Origin of the sequence: Flavobacterium hercynium (assembly GCF_002217285.1) — a bacterium.
In the GTDB taxonomy this organism is placed as follows: Bacteria; Bacteroidota; Bacteroidia; order Flavobacteriales; family Flavobacteriaceae; genus Flavobacterium; species Flavobacterium hercynium.
The window spans coordinates 22,403-41,857 of sequence record NZ_MUGW01000018.1 but is presented as its reverse complement, the minus strand read 5'-3'; the positions used below and the strand labels follow the sequence as shown (position 1 = coordinate 41,857).

Sequence of the window (19,455 nt, the reverse complement as noted above, 5' to 3'; positions counted from 1 at the left end):
AAGTAATGATTTTTAGTTTTTGAATTTCGACATAATTATAAATTGAAAATTTTATAACTCTGATGCGTCGATTTTACAATTGCTTCTGTTCGCTCGGGATGCGTGTCCGAGATAAACAGCTGACCAAAAGTTTCGCTGTTCACCATTTCAATAATTTTAGCAACTCGGCTTTCGTCAAGCTTATCAAAAATATCATCAAAAAGTAAAAGAGGTTTTACACCGCTTTGTTTTTTTAAAAATTCAAACTGAGCCAGCTTCAATGCAATCAGAAAAGATTTTTGTTGTCCTTGCGAACCAAACTTTTTAATAGGATGTTTGTCAATTTCAAAGGACAAATCATCTTTGTGAATTCCTGCGCTCGTGTATTGCAAGGCACGATCTTTATTAATGTTCTCTTGTAAAATAGTTAGTAAGTCTTTTTCAAACAAATGGCTTTCATAAACTAATTGCACGGTTTCTTCAGATCCTGTAATGGCTTGATGATGGATATTAAATATAGGTATAAACTGTTCGAGGAAAACTTTTCTTTTTTCAAAAATAGATTTACCAAAAACATTTAATTGCTCATTATATATAGATAAGGTATCATTGTCAAAAACATGATTCAATGCAAAATATTTAAGCAAAGCATTTCGCTGCACAATTACTTTTTGATATTGAATGAGTTCCTGCAGGTAAGTAGCGTCTAATTGCGAAATTACGCTGTCCATAAATTTACGGCGCGTTTCGCTTCCTTCTACGATTAAATCGCGATCAGCCGGCGAAATAATAACCAAAGGAATAAAACCAATATGATCTGAAAACTTATCGTAGGCTTTTCCATTTCTTTTCAGAATCTTTTTTTGTCCTTTTTTTAAACTACAGACAATTTGTTCGCTTCGGTCGTTTTTTTGCAGTTCGGCATCAATCACAAAAAACTCCTCCCCATGTTTGATGTTTTGTACAGCAAGCGGATTGAAATAACTTTTTCCGTAAGCCAAATGATAAATAGCATCAAGTACATTGGTTTTTCCGATACCGTTTTTGCCGACAAAACAATTAATTTTGTTGTCAAACTCAAAACTGATTTCAGAGAAATTTTTATAATTAAAAAGAGAAATTTTGTTTAAATGCATTTTTTAAGGAGCTCTAAAAGTAAAATTTGCTGTTTCAAAAACGTAATTATTACGCTTAGATTACGTTTTTAGGATTTTGATTCAGGGCTTTTTCGAGAAAAACCACTTCAATTTGTAAAATTCTTCGAAATTCGAAGTTAAAATTACGTCTTAACCCCAAGAAAAACTAAGTTTTGGACAGCAAAAATTTGAAGGTGCAAATTATCGAAAATTATCGATATAAAAGGCTTTTGGCGTGTTTCAGTATGAATTATTTTAAGACAAAAGAGAAAGGAGTTGTAATTTTTGAAAATATTTTTTGCGAAATAGATATAAAATTGATTTTTTTTACTTCAGTTTCAATAAAAATTTTATTTTTGCCGTTCACTAAATTATGTTTAAATGGCTACTTACAATAAAAGAGGATATAAAGCACCGAAAGAAAAAGAAGTTAAAGAAGTAAATGAAGAACAACAAGTAATCATTGATGAGAAAGACAGCACAACAGCTGGTGTATTTTCAAAATTAGATGAGACAGCTTCAAGAACGGAAGACTGGGTTGCTAAAAATCAAAAAATCATTATTGGTTTAGTTGCTGGTATTGCTGTAGCGACTATTGGATATTTGGCTTACCAAAAATTCATCGAAGCTCCTAAACAAGAGGATGCTGCTAATGAAATGTTTGTTGCACAACAAAATTTTCAAAAAGCAACTGACGGTGTAGCAAGTGATTCATTATACAAATTGGCTTTAAACGGTTCTGAAGGTAAATTCGGATTCGTAAAAATCGCTGATGAGTATTCTGGTACAGATGCAGGAAACTTAGCAAACTATTACGCAGGTATAGCTTACCTAAATACAGGTAAATTTGACGAGGCTATTAAATATTTAGGAGATTTTAAATCAAGTGATGTAATCTTAAGCGCTTTAGCAAAAGGAGCGATTGGAGATGCTTACTCTCAAAAAAATCAACAAAAAGAAGCTTTAGACTATTATGTTAAAGCGGCTGAGTCTAACAAAAATGATTTTACAACACCTCGTTTCTTACTTAAAGCTGGTAAAGCAGCCTTAACTTTAGGACAAAAAGAGGATGCTTTAAAATACTTCACAGACATTAAAGAAAACTTTGATACAACTCCGGAAGCTGCTTCTGTTGATGGATTAATAGGATTAGCACAATAAAAATATTAGATTTTAGATTTAAGATCGTAGATTTGTATTTCAGAATCTGAAATCTTAAGTCTAATATCTAAAATCTAAAATATACAGATGGCTACTGAAAATAAAAATTTATCAGAATACGATAAAAACACGATCCCAAATGCGAAAGACTTTCGATTTGGGATTGTTGTTTCTGAGTGGAATGAAACGATTACCGAAGGACTTTATAATGGTGCTTTTGAAGCATTAATTGATAATGAAGTTCCTGCTCAGCAAATTATTCGCTGGAATGTTCCGGGAAGTTTCGAATTGATCTACGGTGCAAAGAAAATGCTTCAAACGCAAAATGTTGATGCAGTTATTGTTATCGGATGTGTGATTCAGGGACAAACCAAACACTTTGATTTTGTGTGCGAAGGCGTTACACAAGGAATTAAAGATCTAAATGTTCAAACCGATATTCCTGTTATTTTTTGTGTCTTAACAGATAACAACATACAACAGTCTATCGACAGAAGTGGTGGAATTCACGGAAATAAAGGAACTGAAGCAGCAATTGCAGCTATCAAAATGGCGTACATTCGTCAACAGGCTTCATTATCACATTCGTTCAATCAGCCTTTATTAGTTTCTGGTGCGCTTCAGATTGAAGAGACTCCATTAAAATTAGAAAAAGAATAAAACACAATCGTTTTAAAAATACTAAAACCTATACTGTGTAAAAATAGTATAGGTTTTTTGTTTTTTTTATGACTAAGGTAGGTCAAAAACCCCATAGAATTTCATTAAATTTGTACGCCTTGGTTAAAAAACCAAAAATAAAATAGCGGTATCAAACCCTTATTTTTGGGTTACGTTACGCACAATAAACAATCAATAAACCTTAAATCAAAGAATTTTAATGTCCAGTATTATCCAATTACTTCCTGATCACGTTGCTAATCAAATTGCCGCTGGAGAGGTGGTTCAAAGACCGGCTTCCGTTGTCAAAGAGTTATTAGAAAATGCTGTGGATGCTAAGGCAACAGACATTAAACTAATTATTAAAGATGCGGGTAAGTCATTGGTTCAGGTGATTGATAACGGAATGGGAATGAGTGTGACAGATGCACGTTTGTGTTTTGAACGTCACGCCACTTCAAAAATTCGTCAGGCAGAAGATTTATTTTCATTATGTACAAAAGGTTTTCGTGGAGAGGCTTTGGCTTCGATTGCCGCGATTGCGCACATGGAAATGAAAACCAAACAAGATCAGGAAGAGCTTGGAACGCATATTGTGATCGAAGGAAGTAAATTTGTTTCTCAGGAAGTAGCGGTTTTGCCTAAGGGAACTTCCTTTGCTGTTAAAAATTTATTTTTTAATATTCCTGCACGACGTAATTTCTTAAAATCAGATGTAGTTGAGTTTCGCCATGTAATGGATGAGTTTCAACGTGTAGCTTTGGCGCATCCCAATATTCATTTTACTTTTTATCATAACGGAAGTGAAATGTTTAATTTGCCTGCAGCTGGTTATCGCCAGCGTGTTGTGGGTATGTTTTCGGGTAAAACCAATGAAAAACTGGTTCCTGTTACTGAAGATACTGAGATCATAAACGTTCAGGGTTTTGTTTGTAAGCCAGAGTTTGCTAAGAAAAATAGGGGAGAGCAGTTCTTCTTTGTTAACGATCGTTTTATAAAAAGCGGGTATTTGCATCATGCGGTTATGGCAGCTTACGACGGACTTTTAAAAGACGGTTCACAGCCAAGTTATTTCTTGTATTTACAAGTGCCGCCGAATACAATCGATATCAATATTCATCCTACCAAAACAGAAATTAAGTTTGATGATGAACAAGCTTTATATGCTATTTTAAGAGCTTCTATAAAACACAGTTTAGGGCAATTTAATGTGGCGCCGGTTCTTGATTTTGATCGTGATTCTAATCTGGATACACCATATCACTATAAAGATATGGAAGCAGAAACACCAACCATCCAAGTAGATGGAACATTTAATCCGTTTACAGACGATAAAACCAATCAGCATTATACAAAATCAAGCTCAGGATCTGGTTACAGTTCTAATTCAGGATCTGGTTCCGGTTCCGGATCAAATTCTTATTCGGGATATAATAAGAGAGTAGAGCCAACCACAAGTTGGGAAAGTTTGTATGTTGGTTTAGAAACAGAAAGTATTGAGAGTTCGCCTTTTAACTTCGAAAACGAAGAAGTGACATCGTCATTGTTTAATGATGAAGATGTAGAGCAGGCGATTCATAAAACATATCAAATACATAAAAAATATATTGTTTCACCAATAAAATCCGGAATGGTCATTGTTGATCAGCAACGTGCCCATCAACGTATATTATACGAGCAATTTTTATTGAATATGACCGTAAATCAGGCTTCGAGTCAGCAATTGTTGTTTCCTTTAAATCTGTTTTACTCTTCAGGAGAAATGGAATTAATAGAAGAGCTTAAGCCATCACTCGAAACAACAGGTTTTGTGTTCGACGGTGCTGAGTCAGATCATATTGTAATTTCAGGTATTCCGGTAAATATTACCGAAAGTGAAGTTTCATTAGTAATAGAACAATTACTGGGTGATTTGCAAGACGGAATTCCAGCCAACAGTTACAGTCAGAATGATACTATAGCCAAATCGATGGCCAAAAGTTTAGCGGTTAAGACAGGATCGTACTTAACCGAAAAAGAACAAGATAATTTGGTAAACGGTTTGTTTGCCTGTAAAGATCCTAATATTTCACCTTTTCAAAAACCAACTTTCATCACGATGCGTGTGGAAGACATAGATAAAAAATTTGCCTTATGATGAATAATATGACACCCGTTGTAAAACAATTGTTGATAATCAATATTATATTTTTTATTGGTTCACAATTGGTTCCTGTTTCTTACGATTATCTTGCAATGTTTTTTCCTGAAAATCCAAATTTCAAACCTTGGCAGCCTCTTACACACATGTTTATGCATGGTGGGATTTTGCATATTGCATTCAATATGTTTGCAATGGTTTCTTTTGGATCAGCTTTAGAGCATTTTTGGGGTGGTAAGAAATTTTTATTCTTTTACATTTCTTGTGGACTAGGTGCTATTTTATTGCATACAGGTGTGAATTATTATTTCTTTCAGGATGCTATAAATACTTTGATAGCGAATGGATATCAGAAAGCTGATATTTTACAGCTTCTTAATGAAGGTAAGATTGATATCAGATGGCAACAAATTCTTTCTGTATCGCAGTTTGAAGGCTTTACGGGAGCTTATATTGGGACAGTTGTGGGAGCTTCGGGAGCTATTTATGGTTTATTGACTGCGTTTGCTTTTATGTTTCCTAATGCAGAGTTAGCCTTGATGTTTATTCCGGTGCCAATTAAAGCGAAATATTTTGTACCTGGAATCTTGGCAATTGACTTGTTCTTAGGGTTCAAAGGAAATTCTTTGTTTGGAAATGGAGGAACAGGAATAGCGCACTTCGCACATGTTGGAGGCGCAGTGGCTGGTTTTTTAATGATGTGGTTCTGGAAAAAAAATCAGTTTAATAATAATCGTTGGAATTAATTTTTTAGCTTTAAGTAAAATTAGAAATACCAAAAAGAGTTTATGAATATTCTTGATGATTTAAAATTACAATACAAGTTAGGCGGAATTGCGATGCGCGTTATTTATTGGAATATCGCCTGTTTCCTGATTTCACTGGTGTTTTTTTACCAATATTCTATCGGTCAGTTTAACTTTCCTAGCTGGTTGGCATTATCATCAGAGCCGGGAGTTTTTTTATATAAGCCCTGGACGTTTTTAACCTACGCTTTCTTTCATGATGGATTCTTTCATTTGTTATTCAACATGATGGTATTAAATTTTTCAAGCACTTTGTTTATGACGTATTTTACAGAAAAACAATACTTGGGATTGTATATTCTAAGTGCCATTTTTTCTGGAGTTGTGTTTGTTTTAAGTTACTATTTTCTGAATTTTTCGTCTTCTATTGTTGGCGCTTCCGCTGCAATTATGGCGATTTTAGTAGCTACGACAACGTATCAGCCGTTAATGAGTGTGCGTTTATTGCTAATTGGTGTGGTGAAATTATGGCACATCACAGCTGTAATTTTAATTTTAGATTTAATGCAGATTAGCCTTGGTAATACAGGCGGGCATATTTCACACTTAGCTGGTGCTTTTTTTGGTTTTGTTTTTGTAAAATTGCTTCAAAACGGAACTGATTTAAGTGTCATTGTTTCAAGAACAATAGACTTTTTTGTCAACCTGTTCAGAAAATCACCTTCGACCCCATTTAAAACAGTACATAAAAATTACAAAAAACCTACAGAAAAGCCAGTGTCAAGAATTGTTACGAAAGACAAAGCGCAACAGCAAATTGATGAGATTTTGGATAAGATTAGCCAATCCGGTTACGATTGCTTAACCAAAGAAGAGAAAGAATTTTTATTTAAAGCAGGAAAATAATCCTCGTAATAAAATAAAACATGCAAAACCTGTCTTGGTTTAATAAAATAATGTTCTTTTTGAATATAGTCCTGACCGTGTTAACGTTTAGTGTCTATGTTTTACCATTTCTAGCACCTAAAAGTTTTCCTCTTTTATCGGTGCTAACTTTGTTTATGCCAGCATTTTTTGTTCTAAACGGACTTTTCTTTATCTATTGGGCAATTCAGTTTAAAAAACGCCTTATTTTATCCGGACTGGTATTGCTAACGGGAATTACCTTTATCAGCAAGTTTTATAAATTCTCTGCAAAAGAATACGTAAAAGACGAAAAGGATTTTTCTGTAATGAGCTATAACGTGCGTTTGTTTAATGTTTTTAAATGGCTGGATCGTGATGATATTCCGTCTAACATAAAGAAATTTATAGACGAGCAAGATCCGGATATTCTTTGTATTCAGGAATATTCAAACTCTGCTCATATTGATCTTAAAGTTTATCCACATCGTTATATTTTTATTGAAGGAAAAAAAATTAAAACGGGTCAGGCTATCTTTTCTAAGTTTCCAATAATCGATCAGGGGAATATCGTTTTTCCTAATTCTGATAACAACGTTGTGTATGCCGATATAAAACGTGGTAAAGATATTATTCGCGTTTATAACATGCACTTGCAGTCGATTAAGATTTCGCCGGATGTCGACAAGATATCAGATGATATTGACAATGTAAACCAGCGTAAATCGCAGCTTATTTACAGTAGAATAAGTAAAGGGTTTAGACAACAGCAAGAACAGGCGAGTATTTTTAAAGAAAACATAAAAGAGTGTAAGTATCCTATTATTATCTGTGGAGACATGAATAACAGTTCCTTCTCTTATGTGTACAGAAACATAAAAGGAAAGCTTAAAGATGCCTTTGAAGAAGCAGGAGAGGGTTTTGGAGCAACTTATAAGTTCCGCTACTATCCGGCAAGAATAGATTATATCTTTTCAGACAGTAAAATGAAAGTGAAACAGTTTGAAAGTTTTTCTGATTTTGAAAACTCAGATCACTATCCAATCATGGCAAGGCTATCTATGGAATAAGAAGCGTTTGCGATTTTAAATAATCTATTGCAAATTTACCTTCGTTAAAAAGCAAATCCAGTACGCTTAAATTGTTTATAAATCCATGTTTATCATCAAATACCTGTGGGTGTTTTTCGAAGCTGTTAGGGTCTTTTTTTCCATTTGCTAAATATCTAAAGTCTGTACAATTCGTAGCCTCGTGAAAATATTCAGTAGTGGATTCAAATTCTAATTTCAAACGCAGACATTTTTTTACAACGTCAAAAACTTCAAGATTCAGATCCATCAAAAAAGTATGTTTTTTTTCAAAAACAGGAATAAGATCATCTTCAAAAAATTCAAAGAAAGGAGAACTTCTGTAAGCAGCTTCCAGTGATTTAAAATGTTGTTTCTGCCAGTCGAAATCATTCTCTATTAAAACATCTTTTGTTTTTTGATGTAGTGTTTTTGAATGCTTAACAGGGATATTCAATAACTGAATACCATTTGGACTATAAATATAAGTTCTGTTTCTATTGGTTTGCTTCTGAAAGTTGTCTTCCATTTCTAAAATAATATTTTCTGACTGTACCATAACAGCAAAGTGGCTTATTGACGGAAAATAGGTAGGAAGTAATAGAGAGTTCATTGTAATTATTGGTTTAAAAGTTTCAGGTTTCAAGTTTCAGGTTCGTATAAAACCTGAAACTTGAAACCTGAAACAAAAATAACTTTTTTATGCTTAACGAATAAACGTTTTTTTATGCTTTGTTTTCTTTTCTTTTTCTCCAGAAATATTCTCCAACAAAATAAGCTGCAAGAACAATTAAGAAATATTTGAAGTAAGATTGCGGTTGTCCTTCGCCATCAACGGTTGTGAAAACTCTGTTCCAACGAATTTTATTGATACCTTTTCCGTTACTGTCCCAGCTCATCCAGATAAAAACTGGCTTACCTACAATGTGATTTTCAGGAACATATCCCCAATATCTACTATCTTCAGAATTGTGACGGTTGTCTCCCATCATCCAGTAATAGTTCTGTTTAAAGGTATATGTCGTAGCTGGTTTTCCGTTTATTAAGAAATGAGCACCGTCTAATTGAAGTGTGTTTCCTTCGTAATTCGTAATGATTTCTTTGTAAAAAGGTATAGATTCATTCGTTAAGGCAACTGTTTTTCCAGCTTCCGGAATGTAAATAGGTCCCATGTTGTCTTGGCTCCATTTATTGATATGAGGGAAAATAGCATTGTCATTTCCTCTGTCAATTTCTCTTTTTACAGCAGTAATTCCAGGTGTGTTTTTCAGACGCTCAGCACTTGCTTCTGTTAAAGCTCTAAAAATTAAAGTATCTCTTTTTTCACTTTTAAAACCTGCACCATCTGTAATGTCTAATTCTTTTACAATAGATTCAAAATCGATAGGTGTTTTTCCATCTAAAGCTACAGAGTACGAATACTGAGGTTTCGCTCTTTCAGGTAAAATTAGTTTTTTTCCGTTAATGAATACAAAACCATCGACAATTGATAAGCTGTCTCCAGGAATACCAACACATCTTTTTACGTAATTTGATTTTTTATCAATAGGTTTGATAACACCCGGACGTCCTTTCGGTTCGTAGAAGTAATGTACCGTATCCACAGGCCAGTTAAAAACAACAATATCAGATCGTTTGATTTTTTGTATTGCAGGAAGTCTGAAATAAGGTAATTGTGGCCAGCTTAAGTATGATTTTCTTTTAAGAAATGGAATCGTATCGTGTACCATTGGCATTGCGACAGTAGTCATAGGTACTCTTGGACCGTAATTTACCTTGCTTACAAATAGAAAGTCACCAATTAATAATGATTTTTCTAACGAAGCAGTTGGAATTGTATAAGGCTGTACTAAATAAGTATGTACCAATGTTGCTACAATTACAGCAAAAAGTAATGAGCTTACAGTATCAGCAGCTTTGTTTTCTGAAGTTAATTTTCTTTCAGCCTGGTATTCTAATTTTTGAGTATAGTTTACATAATAAATGTAGAATCCAAGTGTAAAAATTCCCAATAAAGTGTCTAAAGTTGATTTTTTACCAAATGTTTTTAAAGTTTCTACCCAAACAACCGGAAACATAATAAGATTGATTACCGGAATAAAAAGCAAAAGCGTCCACCACGTTGGTCGGCTAATGATTTTCATTAAAATAATCGAATTATATACAGGAATTGCAGCTTCCCAACTTTTTCTTCCGGCAGCCTGATACAATTTCCAGGTTCCCAGAAAATGAATGATTTGAACTGCTAAGAAAAAAACAAACCAGAGATATAGTGTCATAATATATTGTTTAAAATTAAGGCTGTCAAAAAATAATTTTCAGAGCCCAAAGGTTTAATTTATTTTAAGTTTAAAACATCTTTCATGCTGTAAATTCCTTTTTTACCGGCAAGCCATTCAGCAGCAATTACAGCTCCTAAAGCAAAACCTTCACGATTGTGTGCTGTATGTTTTATTTCGATGCTGTCTACAACAGAATCGTAAGCAACAGTGTGAGTACCGGGAACATCGCCAATTCTCTTTGCTTCAATATGAATTTCTTTGTCACTAGCCTGGTCTAAAGTCCAATTGGTGTAATTGCTGTTTTCGATAACGCCTTTTGCTAATGAAATGGCAGTACCACTTGGGGCATCTAATTTTTGAGTATGGTGAATTTCTTCCATTGACACTTTATACGAATCAAGTTGTGACATTATTTTAGCCAGATATTCATTTACTTCAAAGAAAATATTTACACCTAAACTAAAATTAGAACTAGAGATGAAACCTCCTTGTTTTTCATTACAAAGCGCAATCATTTCGTCAAAATGTTCTAACCATCCTGTTGTGCCAGATACTACAGGAACATTATTGTTAAAGCAACTCGAAATATTAGAAACTGCAGCTGTTGGAACACTAAAGTCAATAGCTACGTCAGCAGTTGCTAAACCGTCATACGTATTAAATTCATCTTTTTTCAAAACAATTTCATGGCCTCTTTCTAAAGCAATTCTTTCAATTACTTTACCCATTTTTCCATATCCTAAAAGCGCAATTTTCATTTGTGTGTATTTTATTGAATTTAAAAAGATCAGTGATCTAGTTAAAAGAGTAATTAAAAGTTAGTCCAACGTTTGGTCTAAAAGTTACATCGTTGGGGTAAATTTCAGGACGAAGTGAAAGTCTTTCATTTACGTTGAATTGTATTAATGCAGCATCTACATTGGCATCAATAATGTTTAAAACATAAAAGCCAACTACAAATAAAACAGATAAATCCCTGTTTCTTTGGTAGAATTTCTGTCCGGCAATAAGTCTGCTGTCGTCCAGAAACTGATAGTTGTCGTCACTATAGCCTTCAAGTCTTCGTTTGTAAGCGTCCCGATAGTTGTGGTATTTTTTATTATTGTCAATATAAAAGTATAAACTGGTACCAATTGCGCCATAAACCAATGGAATTTTCCAGTACTTTTTATTGTATGCCTGACCTAATCCGGGGACAATTGCAGAGTAAAAGGCTGCTTTTGCGGGAGTAAGAGGATCAATTTCCTGTAATGCAATAGTGTCTTTTACGACCAAAACCGTGTCTTTTTTTACCTGAGCAAAAAGAGAAACGGTTCCTGCGAGAAAGAACAATAGACTTATGGGGACTATTTTACTCACTATCCATTAATTAATTTTATAATTCGATTAAAGTCGGCTTCAGAACTAAACGGAATTGTGATTTTTCCTTTTCCGTTACCACCAACTTTTATATCAACTTTCGCACCAAAATATTCGTTGAATGTGCTTTTTTTAACTTCTTCAACCTCAAATGATGATGGTGTTTTTGCTTTTCCTTCTGCTTTTGGCTGTAAACCTTCGTGATAATTTTTTACTAATGTTTCCGTTTCACGAACAGATAAATTCTGGCTTACTATTTTTTGATAGATATCAGTCTGAACATCTAAATCTTCAATATTGATGATTGCTCTACCGTGTCCCATACTGATAAAACCATCACGAATACCGGTTTGAATAATCGGATCCAGTTTTAAAAGACGCAGGTAATTGGCAATTGTAGAACGTTTTTTTCCCACACGCTCACTCATTTGTTCCTGTGTTAACTGAATTTCATCAATTAAACGCTGGTACGAAAGTGCAATTTCGATTGGGTCTAAGTCATGACGCTGGATGTTTTCAACCAAAGCCATAACCAGCGATTCGTTATCATTCGCGATACGAATGTAAGCCGGTACATGTGTTAATCCAACTAAAGTCGAAGCACGCAAACGGCGCTCTCCGGAAATTAACTGGTATTTATTGAAGTCTAATTTTCGAACAGTAATAGGTTGAATCACGCCAAGTTCTTTAATAGAAGTAGCTAACTCACGTAATGATTCTTCATTAAAATTGCTTCTAGGCTGAAACGGATTTATTTCGATAGCACTTATTTCAAGCTCAATAATATTTCCAACAACCTTGTCAGCATTTTTGTCTTCTACTGAGGTAATGTCGTTTTCCGGATCTTTTAATAATGCTGATAATCCTCTTCCTAAGGCTTGTTTTTTAATTGCTTTTGTCATAAAAACTATTTACTGTTTTTCTTTATAATTTCCTGTGCTAAGTTAATATAGTTAACCGCACCTTTGCTTGTAGCGTCATAATTAATGATGCTTTCACCAAAACTTGGAGCTTCGCTTAATTTTACATTTCGTTGAATTACGGTATCAAAAACCATATCGTTAAAATGTTTTTGAACTTCTTCTACAACCTGATTTGATAAACGTAATCTTGAATCGTACATAGTTAGTAACAATCCTTCGATATCAAGATCCGGGTTGTGAATTTTTTGAATACTTTTAATAGTGTTCAATAACTTTCCTAATCCCTCAAGTGCAAAATATTCACACTGAATTGGAATAACAACAGAATCAGCAGCAGTCAAAGCATTCAAAGTTAGTAATCCCAGAGAAGGTGCGCAGTCGATAATGATAAAATCATATTCGTCTTTAACACTTTCTAATGCTTTTTTAAGCATGTATTCTCTGTTTTCTTTATCAACCAATTCGATTTCGATGGCAACAAGGTCAATGTGAGCAGGTATCACATCAACATTTGGAGCTGAACATTTAATAACAGTTTCTTTCGGTGTGTGACTGTGTTCAAGTATCTGATAAGTACCAATTTCAACAGATTCTACGTCAATTCCAAGCCCTGACGTAGCATTTGCTTGAGGATCAGCATCGATCAGCAACACTTTTTTTTCTAAAACACCCAATGAGGCTGCAAGATTTACAGATGTAGTAGTCTTTCCAACGCCTCCTTTTTGATTAGCAATCGCAATGATTTTGCCCATTTATTTTCTGAATTTTGAACCGTAAAAATACAATTATTTATGGTTTTTGAAAATCTATTTTGTTAACATTTGATAATACTTGGTTAGCCGTTGTTCTGAGCGTGTTTCAAGGAACTTTATTTTAAAGATGTAATAGAATAGTGATGAAATAAGCCGGTTTTTATTTTTGAAAAAGGGAGAAATCTTCCAGAAATGAAAGTTGGGTATTAAAATGTATACCAAAAAGCGTTTTACACCCTCTGAAAAGGCAAAGAATAAAAAAATAATTTAATTTTCTAAATTGTTTTGGATAAGCAAAAAATAATTCTATCTTTGCACCCGCTTACGGGGTGTAGCGTAGCCCGGTTATCGCGCCTGCTTTGGGAGCAGGAGGCCGCAGGTTCGAATCCTGCCACCCCGACGAAAATCCTTTCTGTTCTGCAGAAAGGATTTTTTTATTTTAGGGTCTTTCTTAATTCCTCTATTTCAGAATAATAAAAACTGATTATTGTCATTCCTTTATAATACAATAAAGTCTTATTTTTGCACCATCAATTATTAATGTTAATATATTATGTCAGATACAATCGAAAAAATTAAATGTCTTATTATTGGTTCTGGTCCTGCAGGTTATACTGCTGCAATCTATGCTGCCAGAGCAAATATGAATCCAATATTATATCAGGGAATGCAACCGGGTGGTCAGTTGACTACAACTAATGAAGTAGAAAACTTCCCGGGTTATGTTGATGGAGTTACGGGACCGGAAATGATGATTCAGCTGCAAGATCAGGCAAAACGTTTTGGAGCAGATATTCGTGATGGCTGGGCAACTAAAGTTGATTTTTCAGGAGGTATTCACAAAGTGTGGATTAATGATAGTATCGAATTACATTGCGAAACTGTTATTATTTCTACAGGAGCTTCTGCTAAATATCTAGGATTACCATCAGAGCAGCATTATCTTCAAATGGGTGGTGGCGTTTCTGCATGTGCCGTTTGCGACGGATTTTTCTACCGTAATCAGGAAGTTGTAATCGTTGGGGCAGGAGATTCTGCTTGCGAAGAAGCACATTATTTATCTAAACTTTGCAAAAAAGTAACCATGTTAGTAAGAAGCGAAAAGTTCAGAGCTTCTAAAATTATGGAAGAGCGTGTTAGAAAAACAGAAAACATCGAAATCTTAATGAATCACGATACTCTAGAAGTGTTAGGAGATGACAATGTTGTACACGCTATCAAAGCATTAAACAAAACTACAAATGAAGTTATTGAAATTCCTGCAACAGGATTTTTCGTAGCAATCGGTCATAAACCAAACACAGATATTTTTGCAGATTACATTACACTTGATGAAACAGGTTATATCGTAAATACACCGGGAACATCTAAAACAAATGTAGAAGGTGTTTTTGTTGCCGGAGATGCTGCAGACCATGTTTACCGTCAAGCGATTACAGCTGCCGGAACAGGATGTATGGCTGCTCTTGATGCAGAGCGTTATTTAGCTGCTAAAGAATAAATATCCAAATCGGCTTTTGTTTTAGAATAGAAGTCGTTATTTTATATAGAAAAGTCCCATTGTAAAATGGGACTTTTTGTTTTATAAGTGTGAATTAAAGAGCGTAACCTAAAAAAGGAATAAAGATTTTTTTCAAAAGTTTATTCTTTTTTATCTTCTTTTGGTTTCTCGTCTTTATTCTTTTCTTTTTCCTTCTTTTCTTTTTCTAACTCTGATTTTAATTTGATAGCACCTGGTTTCTTAATCAATTTGGCTTCGTCCGTAAAACGGGTAAGTTCGATTTTTGGATCACCAAATAATGAAACTTCCGATTTGTCGCTGGCAGCAATTGCAATTGTTGTTTGACCTAAAACAGTTGCAACAGCAGAACCTTCTGTAACAAGGTTAGTCTCTTTCAGAGTAAATCGTGTTCCGTTAAAAACAGCATTATTATCTAATCGAATAGTTGCTTTTTCAGCAATTCCTTCTATAGTGGCAGCTGATTTTTGATATTGATCGCATTTAAATTTAGTAGCAGAAACCAGTGTTTTAATAGCGGCATATTTACTCAATTGAAAACTTCCATCATCAGCTTTCAAGTTCAATTCTATCCTGGATTTGTCGTCAGCAAACAAACTAAATTTCTTAGCATTTACATTAAGATACAATTTCGCGAAATCAAAGCTATGAAAGGTAATGTCATCTAACTGAAGCTCTTGTATGGCATACACTTTGGCCTCGTTTTTGGCAATAACTTTATTTAGTGAAGGGGTATACGTAACGCGAACCACTAATTTTTTAAAAATATTAGTTTCTTTTGACGTATATAAACGCAGCACTTTTTCTCTTAAATCCATTCCGATAATTTCATGTAAATTATCGTCGGCTTCAATTTTGATTTCGTTTTTTTCTCCGCGTTCCAAATACACATCTAAATTATCATCGACTTCAATGCCGTCAAAATCGCCCACTTCTTTTATTGAAGTAGTAACGATTTTAGATCCTTTTATTTTTTCTCTTTTTTGAGCAAATGTTAATGTCGTAACTAGTAATAATAGGATTAAGGTTGTGCTTTTTTTCATTAATTCTAAATTTGATTTCAACAAATATAAAAAATCATCCACTTGTGATGAATGATTTCTTTTATTTTTAACATACATTGTCAGTATATTATCCCTGATTTACACTTCCTCCTGAGCTGGAAGTTTTTTCGATAGTTTTAGGAGTCGATAGATAATTGATGTTTGCTCCGCTCGAAGCTCCTGCTTTTAAGCTTAAAATAGGGTGTACATCCAGAGTTGCACCACTCGAAGCATCAGCCTCAACATCGTTTGCTAATAACTTTCCGGCATCGATGCTTGAACCGCTGGATGCTTTTGTTTTAATTTTTAAAGCTTTTCCCTGGATGGTAATAGAGCTTCCACTGCTTGATTTACAAGAAATATTATCAGATTCAATGTTCAGGTCCATCGTTGCTGCACTGGATGTTTCTAAATCAATGTTTTCACCTTGCAATACATTTTTGCTTTGTATAGAAGCTGCACTTGAAGCATCAAGGTTTTCAATAACAGGCATCTTTACCGTTACTCTTTTCATGGTAACATTTCTAAAGGAATTAAATTTACATTTAATCACTAAAGTTCCGTGTTCTACTTTTGTAACAATCTCATTTTGTAAATTGTCATCTGCTTCGACAACAATTTCAGTTACATCCGCTTGTTCAATAACTAATTCTATAGCGTTGCTAACGTCGATGTTTTTAAAATCGCCCTGAACAATCCTTTTCTCAGTAGTTACATTTCCACTACCTTCTACAGTATTCATGTTTAAGTTACATGAAGCAAACAATAATGCGGTAATTGTCGCAATAATGAATTTCGTAATATGAATGATTATTTTTATCATGGCCTTAGTTAATTTTGATTATAACTCCGTTTTTATCAGTGGTTAGCTTTCCTTTGGTTTTTGTGCCGTTTAAAACTTCTTTTCCATTTATTTTAATCGATACTTCTTTTACAGTATCGTTGTCAATATCATTTACTTCTTCATTGTTTATTTCATCATCATCATTATTGTCATCTTCATCAGCAGGACAGTCAAGGCAAATGATTTTTGAATTTTTTACTATATAGCTATAGTTTCCGGTAAAGTGTAAATTAAAAAAATCATTTTCAGAGTCATCATAATCTTGAAGAGAAGCATCTGGTTTAAAAAGTTGTCCTTCCGGCAAGTACAAATATATGTCAACTTCCTGACCTCTGAATTTGTTTTTTACATCAGTAATGAAATAATTATCCAAAATTAAATGATTTCCTTCTATCTGTACTTTGTAATCAATTTTTTCAGCTCTTTTTCTAGCGGTGATAAACGAATTTCCTCTTGCACTCTTTTCTATTTGTAAGTAAGGCGTTTTTTCATCTGTATGCAAAACATGTAAACGTACATCTGTAGAATAAATTACCTCATTGTTTGCTGAATCCTGCACAAATTGAAAATCTCTGTGGTGATTTAAATCTTTAGCATAATAGTCATTGTATCTGAATTTTACGAAAAGCGTATCTTTTGCTGTAATAGCGATAGTCTTTTTTTCAACAGTTTTGTTATCATAAGAAACTTCGGTTGCCTGTTTGATACCAATGCTTATTGAGATAGCAACTGCAATAATCCAAATAGCCAACAATGTATATTTTGTAATATTTCCTATTGATTTAAGGTTTGGTGATAATAATTTAAAACCTAAAAGCGTCAAGAAGAAAAACGGAATTCCAACCGCAAAAAGCATTAGTAAACCAAATGACCATAACGGATATTCGGTAAAGTTTCCTGCTTCAATAAAGTTTTGCCAAGGAAAATCAACAAAAACATTAGTTCCAATTGTAAAAACGCCAATCAATAACATGATTAAAACCGTAATACCAGACATGATTAAAATAACACCTAAAAATTTAGCGAAGATTTTAAAAATAGTCATGATAAAGTCTCCAAACGAACTACTTATTCTCCCAGCTCCCGACTTTACCTGATTTCCCATTGCATCATAATCTGCATTTTTAAATCGGTCAGAAAGTGATTCGATTTCTTCGCGTACCTTTTTTTCAATATTTGAAATAGTTACTGGCTCTCCCGTCATTTCAAGTTTTTCAGAAGTTGTAATTGCTTCCGGAGTTACCACCCAAAGAACAAAATAAGCCAATATTCCGGTTCCAAAACCTGCAAAAACAAATATTAAGAAAATGATTTTGATCCATACCGCATCAATTCCAAAATAGTGTCCTAAACCGGTTGCTACACCACCAATCATACCTTTTTCTTTATCGCGGTATAATTTTTTGTGTTTTCTGGTTCCGTTATCAAACGATTGGTTTGGTTTTTCGTCATCCTCAATAATGTAGTCTTCCGGTTGTCCCATAACTGCAATCACCTCATCAACATCTTTCACGCCCACAACATGTTTGTCGCTAATTTGTTTTTCTGTCAATAATTCAGAAACACGCATTTCAATATCTTTAATAATTTCATCCTGACCAGACGAGTTATTTAGTGATCGTTTTATAGCGTCAAAGTAGCGCGTCAATTTTAAGTATGCATCTTCATCAATGTGAAAAAACATGCCTCCTAAGTTAATATTTACTGTTTTGTTCATGACTTATTGTTTTTGATTGGTGATTAGTTTTACAGCATCAGACAATTCTGTCCAGGTACCGTTTAGTTCGTTTAAAAATGTTTGTCCTATTTCCGTTAGCCCATAATATTTTCGTGGTGGTCCTGAAGTCGATTCTTCCCAGCGATAATTAAGCAAACCGTCGTTTTTTAGTCTTGTTAAAAGCGGATAAACCGTTCCTTCAACAACTAGTAATTTGGCGTTTTTTAAAGTGTCTAATATTTCTGATGTGTATGCATCTTTTTCTTTTAAAACCGATAGGATGCAAAACTCAAGAACACCTTTGCGCATCTGTGCTTTTGTGTTTTCAATGTTCATAATTTCATTTTGTTTTTTTTTGATTGAACAATTCGTTTTTTGATTGATGATGATGATTGATGATTGATTTTTTTAGGAGCTCTTTCCTGCTATTCGCTTCAATCTTTTGTGTCCGCCGCGGCGGACACAAAAGGATTTTCGCTGCTATCAGGGCTAGGAATCCTTGGTAATCTATAACTTTTAACTTTTGCCTATTACCTGATAAAAGGAATTGTCAGCGGGTATTTATATAATTCTCCGTTTGATGTTTTTATTGATGCGTAAATCACTAAAAAGAATTCAACAAATTTTAAAACTCCAAAAAGTACTACAGCTGTTGCACCAATGCTTAATAAGCCAATGTTTCCCTGAAAATCAAAATTTTTAATAAGCATTTCTTCATCATTCCAAAAGGCTTCCATCGGAATGTTTCGAAGAAATACAGTTATGAAAATAGGAATTGCAATCAAAGCCAGAATCAAAGTATAAAGCAATAAGCTCAACTGAAAATTTAGCGTTTGTTTTCCGTGATGATTTACAAATTCAGACTTGTCTTTGTAGCTTGTCCAGATTAAAATCGGGAAAATATAATTTCCAAACGGAATAAAATATTGCGTTAAAGTGCTTAAGTGTGTGAACGTTGCGGTGTTTCTTTCTGATGTAGTTTCCATGATGAGTGGTGTTGATTGATCCATGATTAAAAGTATATAGTAATTTCTTATGCAAATATATATCTAAAAGACAGTATCTTGTTTTGCATAGTACCTAATATTAACATAAATTTAACAAATAAAGAAATGCAAATATCCTTATAATGAACTGAAAATCATCGTTAAGTATTGATTTTATTAGTGTTCTTTGAAAGTAAGACCAATTTATTGTGCGCGCATAGTTTTTTTGTATTTTTAC

19 protein-coding genes and 1 tRNA gene are annotated in these 19,455 nt (G+C 33.9%); 8 read left to right on the top strand and 12 right to left on the bottom strand.

Annotated elements, in window-relative coordinates; translation table 11 throughout:
• Positions 1-35: 35 nt before the first annotated feature.
• Positions 36-1,115: a DNA replication/repair protein RecF gene (gene recF / locus B0A66_RS09450; RefSeq protein WP_089049613.1), complete on the bottom strand. Its 1,080-nt coding sequence runs from the start codon at positions 1,113-1,115 to the stop codon at positions 36-38.
• Between the two features lie 381 nt (positions 1,116-1,496).
• On the opposite strand from recF, the gene B0A66_RS09445 reads away from it, so the two are divergent.
• The 6 genes from B0A66_RS09445 (at position 1,497) to B0A66_RS09420 (ending at position 7,795) form a co-directional block, all read left to right on the top strand.
• Positions 1,497-2,276 (top strand): tetratricopeptide repeat protein, encoded by a 780-nt coding sequence (locus B0A66_RS09445; RefSeq protein ID WP_089049612.1) that lies wholly within the window; start codon positions 1,497-1,499, stop codon positions 2,274-2,276.
• Between the two features lie 87 nt (positions 2,277-2,363).
• Positions 2,364-2,936, top strand: coding sequence for a 6,7-dimethyl-8-ribityllumazine synthase (ribH, locus tag B0A66_RS09440; RefSeq protein ID WP_089049611.1), 573 nt, complete (start codon positions 2,364-2,366; stop codon positions 2,934-2,936).
• 220 nt (positions 2,937-3,156) lie between these two features.
• Positions 3,157-5,073: a DNA mismatch repair endonuclease MutL gene (gene mutL / locus B0A66_RS09435; protein ID WP_089049610.1), complete on the top strand. Its 1,917-nt coding sequence runs from the start codon at positions 3,157-3,159 to the stop codon at positions 5,071-5,073.
• Positions 5,073-5,822 (top strand): rhomboid family intramembrane serine protease, encoded by a 750-nt coding sequence (locus B0A66_RS09430; RefSeq protein WP_089049669.1) that lies wholly within the window; start codon positions 5,073-5,075, stop codon positions 5,820-5,822. The genes mutL and B0A66_RS09430 overlap by 1 nt, the downstream gene beginning before the upstream one ends.
• A gap of 42 nt (positions 5,823-5,864) precedes the next feature.
• Positions 5,865-6,728 carry a rhomboid family intramembrane serine protease gene (locus B0A66_RS09425; protein WP_089049609.1) on the top strand — a complete coding sequence of 288 codons (864 nt, stop codon included), beginning with the start codon at positions 5,865-5,867 and terminating at the stop codon, positions 6,726-6,728.
• Between the two features lie 20 nt (positions 6,729-6,748).
• Entirely contained in the window at positions 6,749-7,795 is a 1,047-nt protein-coding gene (locus tag B0A66_RS09420; RefSeq protein WP_165766599.1) for an endonuclease/exonuclease/phosphatase family protein, read from the top strand.
• Here the strand turns inward: B0A66_RS09420 and B0A66_RS09415 are convergent.
• From B0A66_RS09415 to B0A66_RS09390, 6 genes are all read right to left on the bottom strand, one after another.
• Entirely contained in the window at positions 7,785-8,405 is a 621-nt protein-coding gene (locus B0A66_RS09415; RefSeq protein WP_089049608.1) for a WbqC family protein, read from the bottom strand. The genes B0A66_RS09420 and B0A66_RS09415 overlap by 11 nt on opposite strands.
• 112 nt (positions 8,406-8,517) lie before the next feature.
• Complete coding sequence (lepB, locus tag B0A66_RS09410; protein WP_089049607.1) at positions 8,518-10,071, bottom strand: signal peptidase I; 1,554 nt, start codon at positions 10,069-10,071, stop codon at positions 8,518-8,520.
• A gap of 59 nt (positions 10,072-10,130) precedes the next feature.
• The gene (gene dapB / locus B0A66_RS09405; RefSeq protein WP_089049606.1) at positions 10,131-10,832 is read right to left on the bottom strand and encodes a 4-hydroxy-tetrahydrodipicolinate reductase; all 702 of its coding nucleotides are present in this window, start codon (positions 10,830-10,832) and stop codon (positions 10,131-10,133) included.
• Between the two features lie 37 nt (positions 10,833-10,869).
• Positions 10,870-11,433 carry a DUF5683 domain-containing protein gene (locus B0A66_RS09400; RefSeq protein WP_089049605.1) on the bottom strand — a complete coding sequence of 188 codons (564 nt, stop codon included), beginning with the start codon at positions 11,431-11,433 and terminating at the stop codon, positions 10,870-10,872.
• The gene (locus tag B0A66_RS09395) at positions 11,433-12,335 is read right to left on the bottom strand and encodes a ParB/RepB/Spo0J family partition protein (protein ID WP_089049604.1); all 903 of its coding nucleotides are present in this window, start codon (positions 12,333-12,335) and stop codon (positions 11,433-11,435) included. Before B0A66_RS09395 ends, B0A66_RS09400 begins: the two co-directional genes overlap by 1 nt.
• Positions 12,336-12,340: 5 nt before the next feature.
• A complete protein-coding gene (locus tag B0A66_RS09390) occupies positions 12,341-13,108 on the bottom strand; it encodes a ParA family protein (RefSeq protein WP_089049603.1) in 768 nt (255 codons plus the stop codon).
• A gap of 325 nt (positions 13,109-13,433) precedes the next feature.
• On the opposite strand from B0A66_RS09390, the gene B0A66_RS09385 reads away from it, so the two are divergent.
• Positions 13,434-13,508, top strand: a tRNA-Pro gene (locus B0A66_RS09385).
• Between the two features lie 153 nt (positions 13,509-13,661).
• Positions 13,662-14,609, top strand: a complete 948-nt coding sequence (trxB, locus tag B0A66_RS09380) for a thioredoxin-disulfide reductase (protein ID WP_089049602.1) — start codon at positions 13,662-13,664, stop codon at positions 14,607-14,609.
• A 140-nt stretch (positions 14,610-14,749) separates the two neighbouring features.
• Here the strand turns inward: trxB and B0A66_RS09375 are convergent, their stop codons facing one another.
• The 5 genes from B0A66_RS09375 to B0A66_RS09355 all read right to left on the bottom strand — a co-directional run bounded on the left by B0A66_RS09375 (position 14,750) and on the right by B0A66_RS09355 (position 19,217).
• Positions 14,750-15,670, bottom strand: a complete 921-nt coding sequence (locus B0A66_RS09375; protein ID WP_089049601.1) for a GIN domain-containing protein — start codon at positions 15,668-15,670, stop codon at positions 14,750-14,752.
• An 88-nt stretch (positions 15,671-15,758) separates the two neighbouring features.
• Positions 15,759-16,493 carry a head GIN domain-containing protein gene (locus B0A66_RS09370; RefSeq protein WP_089049600.1) on the bottom strand — a complete coding sequence of 245 codons (735 nt, stop codon included), beginning with the start codon at positions 16,491-16,493 and terminating at the stop codon, positions 15,759-15,761.
• A 4-nt stretch (positions 16,494-16,497) separates the two neighbouring features.
• Complete coding sequence (locus B0A66_RS09365) at positions 16,498-18,231, bottom strand: PspC domain-containing protein (protein WP_089049599.1); 1,734 nt, start codon at positions 18,229-18,231, stop codon at positions 16,498-16,500.
• Positions 18,232-18,234: 3 nt separating this feature from the next.
• Positions 18,235-18,567, bottom strand: coding sequence for a PadR family transcriptional regulator (locus B0A66_RS09360; protein WP_089049598.1), 333 nt, complete (start codon positions 18,565-18,567; stop codon positions 18,235-18,237).
• 194 nt (positions 18,568-18,761) lie between these two features.
• On the bottom strand, positions 18,762-19,217 hold the full coding sequence (locus B0A66_RS09355) for a DUF4870 domain-containing protein (RefSeq protein ID WP_165766598.1): 456 nt from the start codon (positions 19,215-19,217) through the stop codon (positions 18,762-18,764).
• Between the last annotated feature and the right edge of the window lie 238 nt (positions 19,218-19,455).

Coding starts and splice junctions, on each gene's coding strand:
- B0A66_RS09445 (WP_089049612.1), top strand. CDS start 1,497: ATGGCTACTTACAATAAAAGAGGATATAAAGCACCGAAAGAAAAAGAA.
- B0A66_RS09430 (WP_089049669.1), top strand. CDS start 5,073: ATGAATAATATGACACCCGTTGTAAAACAATTGTTGATAATCAATATT.
- mutL (WP_089049610.1), top strand. CDS start 3,157: ATGTCCAGTATTATCCAATTACTTCCTGATCACGTTGCTAATCAAATT.
- B0A66_RS09420 (WP_165766599.1), top strand. CDS start 6,749: ATGCAAAACCTGTCTTGGTTTAATAAAATAATGTTCTTTTTGAATATA.
- B0A66_RS09425 (WP_089049609.1), top strand. CDS start 5,865: ATGAATATTCTTGATGATTTAAAATTACAATACAAGTTAGGCGGAATT.
- B0A66_RS09355 (WP_165766598.1), bottom strand. CDS start 19,217: ATGGAAACTACATCAGAAAGAAACACCGCAACGTTCACACACTTAAGC.
- dapB (WP_089049606.1), bottom strand. CDS start 10,832: ATGAAAATTGCGCTTTTAGGATATGGAAAAATGGGTAAAGTAATTGAA.
- B0A66_RS09390 (WP_089049603.1), bottom strand. CDS start 13,108: ATGGGCAAAATCATTGCGATTGCTAATCAAAAAGGAGGCGTTGGAAAG.
- B0A66_RS09365 (WP_089049599.1), bottom strand. CDS start 18,231: ATGAACAAAACAGTAAATATTAACTTAGGAGGCATGTTTTTTCACATT.
- lepB (WP_089049607.1), bottom strand. CDS start 10,071: ATGACACTATATCTCTGGTTTGTTTTTTTCTTAGCAGTTCAAATCATT.
- recF (WP_089049613.1), bottom strand. CDS start 1,115: ATGCATTTAAACAAAATTTCTCTTTTTAATTATAAAAATTTCTCTGAA.
- ribH (WP_089049611.1), top strand. CDS start 2,364: ATGGCTACTGAAAATAAAAATTTATCAGAATACGATAAAAACACGATC.
- trxB (WP_089049602.1), top strand. CDS start 13,662: ATGTCAGATACAATCGAAAAAATTAAATGTCTTATTATTGGTTCTGGT.
- B0A66_RS09360 (WP_089049598.1), bottom strand. CDS start 18,567: ATGAACATTGAAAACACAAAAGCACAGATGCGCAAAGGTGTTCTTGAG.
- B0A66_RS09375 (WP_089049601.1), bottom strand. CDS start 15,670: ATGAAAAAAAGCACAACCTTAATCCTATTATTACTAGTTACGACATTA.
- B0A66_RS09415 (WP_089049608.1), bottom strand. CDS start 8,405: ATGAACTCTCTATTACTTCCTACCTATTTTCCGTCAATAAGCCACTTT.
- B0A66_RS09395 (WP_089049604.1), bottom strand. CDS start 12,335: ATGACAAAAGCAATTAAAAAACAAGCCTTAGGAAGAGGATTATCAGCA.
- B0A66_RS09370 (WP_089049600.1), bottom strand. CDS start 16,493: ATGATAAAAATAATCATTCATATTACGAAATTCATTATTGCGACAATT.